2 protein-coding genes and 3 pseudogenes are annotated in these 3,576 nt (G+C 68.0%); 3 read left to right on the top strand and 2 right to left on the bottom strand.

Annotation, left to right across the window (positions count from 1 at the left end):
* Positions 1-840: 840 nt before the first annotated feature.
* Together ABZ453_RS50755 and ABZ453_RS50760 are read left to right on the top strand one after the other, a co-directional pair.
* Positions 841-966, top strand: a pseudogene (locus ABZ453_RS50755) (short-chain dehydrogenase); the annotation flags it as partial.
* A 35-nt stretch (positions 967-1,001) separates the two neighbouring features.
* Positions 1,002-1,880, top strand: a complete 879-nt coding sequence (locus tag ABZ453_RS50760) for an alpha/beta hydrolase (protein WP_359026814.1) — start codon at positions 1,002-1,004, stop codon at positions 1,878-1,880.
* A 155-nt stretch (positions 1,881-2,035) separates the two neighbouring features.
* Here the strand turns inward: ABZ453_RS50760 and ABZ453_RS50765 are convergent, their stop codons facing one another.
* On the bottom strand, positions 2,036-2,938 hold the full coding sequence (locus ABZ453_RS50765) for an MMPL family transporter (protein WP_359026816.1): 903 nt from the start codon (positions 2,936-2,938) through the stop codon (positions 2,036-2,038).
* A 14-nt stretch (positions 2,939-2,952) separates the two neighbouring features.
* On the opposite strand from ABZ453_RS50765, the pseudogene ABZ453_RS50770 reads away from it, so the two are divergent.
* Positions 2,953-3,188 (top strand): annotated as a pseudogene (locus ABZ453_RS50770) (integrase core domain protein); the annotation flags it as partial.
* Between the two features lie 145 nt (positions 3,189-3,333).
* Here the strand turns inward: ABZ453_RS50770 and ABZ453_RS50775 are convergent.
* A pseudogene (locus ABZ453_RS50775) lies at positions 3,334-3,504 on the bottom strand (IS701 family transposase); the annotation flags it as partial.
* Positions 3,505-3,576: the final 72 nt, after the last annotated feature.

Consider the following 3,576-nt stretch of genomic DNA (forward strand, 5'->3'; position numbering starts at 1 on the left):
CACTTTTCCCCTTAGTCGCTGGTCATGGACCGACCATCAGTCGGAAACCGATCTGTTTCCAGCTAGAAAAACAGATCGGTTTCCACGATGCAAGTTCGGGTCGCCTCCGAGCCGGGAACGATCCGGGAAGTCGAAGCCCACGTGGGGCCGGTGACGCGCCGCTGACTGCTCGGCGACGCGGCACGGCTGCTGTCGCGAGCCGGCGATCTACGGCGCCACTGCGGACGTGCGCGGCCCGATGCCGTCGCCATCGAAGACGATCGGGGTGAACACGCCGCCGCTTACCGGGACTTGGGGCTTACTTCGGCATCGACATGTTGCCGCGATCACGGTGCAGGGGTGCGCATCCCGTAGGGAGTAGCCGCCAAGCGACGGCCGGGCAGAGCAGCCCCGTGCGGCCGCGCGCCGGGGACGACACCACCGACAAGCCGGTGCCCGCCACTTCCGGAGGGGACCCCACACGCAGGGAGCCGCGGACTCGCCGACACCCCACCGGGGCTCACTCGACCGCCCGTTCCGCCTGCCCGCATTCACGGCGATAACCGCAGCAGCGGTTCGCACAGATCCACCACATCGACGCGGCGCCCGGCTCGGCGTCCAGACTGCGAGGCGACCGCGTCACCATCTATGTCGAGAGTCCCGGAATCAACAAGGACGGAAGGCGCCGATGGAACCGGAACCTCGCCGGGCTTGCGCTCGGAAACCGATCAGTTTACCTTAGCGGAAACCGATCGGTTTCTCGATCCCGACAGGCAGTCATGACCACTTTGAAGAACGCGAACGTCTTCGTCACCGGCGGCAGCCGGGACATCGGCAAGGCGCTCGTGGAGGAGTCCTCCTCCCCCTGACGTCGCCGCACTCGCCCTCGTCGAGACCGAATCCCACGAAGTACTCGCCTGCGACATCTCCCGCCAGGCCAAAACATGCCTCGCCGACGATCTCGCGGCACTCTATCCCCAACTGGCCAACCAGCCCCCTATACCGCTCAAGGAGTCGGCGACATGCCCACCCAGGACCCCCGCCCCACCATCCACGTCCCCGGAACCACCACCCACACCATCGCCCCCCGCACAGGACGCGCCAGCCGCGAAGGAACCCTCCGCTACCTCAAAGCCGGCACCGGAACCCCCCTCGTCCTGCTGCACACCGTGCGCACCCAGGCCGAGCACTTCCGCCACCTCATCCCCCTGATCGCGGACCACTACACCGTGTACGCCCTCGACCTGCCCGGAATGGGCTACTCCGAGATCGTCCCCGGCGCCTCCTACGACGAGCCGGCCATGCGCGCGGGCGTCGAGCGCCTCCTGACCGAACTCGACCTGCACGACGTGACGTTGGTCGGCGAGTCCATGGGAGCGGTGCTCGCCCTCACCACCGCGGCGGATCTGCCCGAGCGGGTGCGCGGTGTCGTAGCAGTGAACACGTACGACTTCCGGGGCGGAATCGCCCGCTCCAGCCTCCTCGCCCGCGTCGTCGTCAGCGGCGTCCTCACGCCCGGTGTGGGCCCGGTGATCGCCGGTGTGGAGCCCAAGCCCGCCCTCACCAAGATCCTTCAGGGCGGACTCGGCGACAAGAACGCGCTACGGGAGGACTACGTGGACGAGCTCCTCCAGGTCGGCAGCCGCCCCGGCTACCCCACCGTCGCCCGGGCCGTCTACCAGGCACTGCCCAGCCTCATCGCCGCCCGCTCACGCTATCGCGAGGTCAAGGCGCCGGTGCACCTCGTCTACGGCGAGAAGGACTGGTCCCGGCCCTCCGACCGGGAGGCCAACAAGCAACTGCTTCCCTTCGCCGACTTCACACAGGTCCCCCAGGCAGGCCACTTCATCGCCCTGGAACGCCCCGACGTGCTGGCCACCATCCTCAACGCGGAGGCGTGAGCACCGCGACGTCGGGTGGACTGCCTGCCGCAGGGCGGGCAATCCACCATGACAACCACCCCAACCCCTTCGTCCCTAGGGTTTGCGGAACCAGGGGCACTCCCCTCTGTGCTGCGAAGATGACCAAGCGCACGCCGGCCCCGCGACCAGCAACTTCAGCCCGCACAGCGCTCGTTGGGCTTCGAAGCGTCCGTCACGAGGCGGTCGGAGACGTCGATGGCCAGGGCGGTGAAACCGGTTATGCCGAACCGGACACCGTTGCGGTCGCCGATCTGCGCGCTGTGACCGCGTACGGCCATGACGAGGTCGTGGGTGCCGTCGTCGTTCGGGCCGGCTCCGGGCACGAGGCTCAGCACCGCCGTGGTGCCGCCGCTGTTCATGCCGGCCAGGGACACCGAAGTGACGCCCCTGGTGCCCTTCAGGTCGGAGGCGACGGTCGCGAGAATGGCTGGGTCAAGGGGTCTGCCGACGGTGGCGGAGTGGATGACGACCATGAGGGGGCCGTTGTAGCCAGGGCCGAAGGCTTCAGTGACCAGGTTGCAACTCTGCCGCTGTGCCGTGTCGGGGTTGTAGCTGGCGCCGGACGGCTGGCCCATCTTCATACCGAGAGCGGGCACGGCGAGTACCAGCGGTATCAGGAGCGCCGCCGCGAGAGCGGGGTACTTGTGGCGGACCAGGAGGGAGCCCCAGGCGGTGGCCCGTGTGTGCGCGGTGGAACTCGGCCGCCGTGACCTGCGTCGGGCTGTGTCCGAACAGATGGGCTCCCCGACCACGCCGAGCAGCGCGGGCAGCAGCGTCAGAGCCAGCAGGACGGATATGGCGACGGTGTCCGCGGCCGCGGCCGCGAGGGCCATGGTGGTGAGCAGCGTGATGCCGACGACCAGAAGGCCAGCCAGGGCGATGACGACAGTGGCGCCGGCGAAGAGGACGGCGCTGCCCGCGGTGCCGGTGGCGCGGCCCGCCGCTTCGTGCGCGTCCAGTCCCTGGTGGAGGATCAGACGTCGTTGCCGGATGACGATGAACAAGGCGTAGTCGATGCCGACCGCGAGCCCGAGCATCAGGGCCAGTATGGGCGTGCTCCTCGCTCGAGGAGCTGGATGCCGCCTTCATGGCATGGGTGCCGCAGCGGCGCGCCCGCACCCACGCCACCCATCACGAGGTCATTGGACACAGGGCCGGATGGTGTCCCGCCGCCTGCAAGCCGTTGCTGCTCCCGCCCTATCTGGTGGCTGAGCGGCACCTTCGCCGGTTGGGAAGGAATGCCTGGTCGCGTTCGGCGGAAACCTTTACTCGGTGCCCGCCCGCAAAGAAGATCCTTATGCAAGGCCCCCTCAGTGCCTAGTAGGGCTTGGTCAGGTCCGTATCGGTGTGGGTATGTCGCGGTGGCAGGTGGGGCAGGCACCGGTCCAGAGTGCGAGGAGTGTCTGTAGCTCGCGGACGACTTGGTAGAGGCTCAGGCCGGCGCCGCGTCTTTTGGGGTTCGGGCCAGTCGCTGCAGGGTGCAGAAGGCGTGCGCGACGGAGACGAGGGTCACGTGGTGGTGCCAGCCGTTGAAGGTGCGGCCCTCGAAGTGGGCAAGTCCCAGGGCCTGTTTCATCTCCCGGTAGTCGTGCTCAATCTGCCAAGCACACTGCACCTATGAATGGGTATCAGGTAGGTGATGTGCCGGTAATCGGGCGTGAGGGGCTGTTGCGGC

It is taken from the genome of Streptomyces sp. NPDC005799 (genome assembly GCF_040630525.1).
GTDB classification, from domain to species: Bacteria; Actinomycetota; Actinomycetes; order Streptomycetales; family Streptomycetaceae; genus Streptomyces; species Streptomyces griseorubiginosus_B.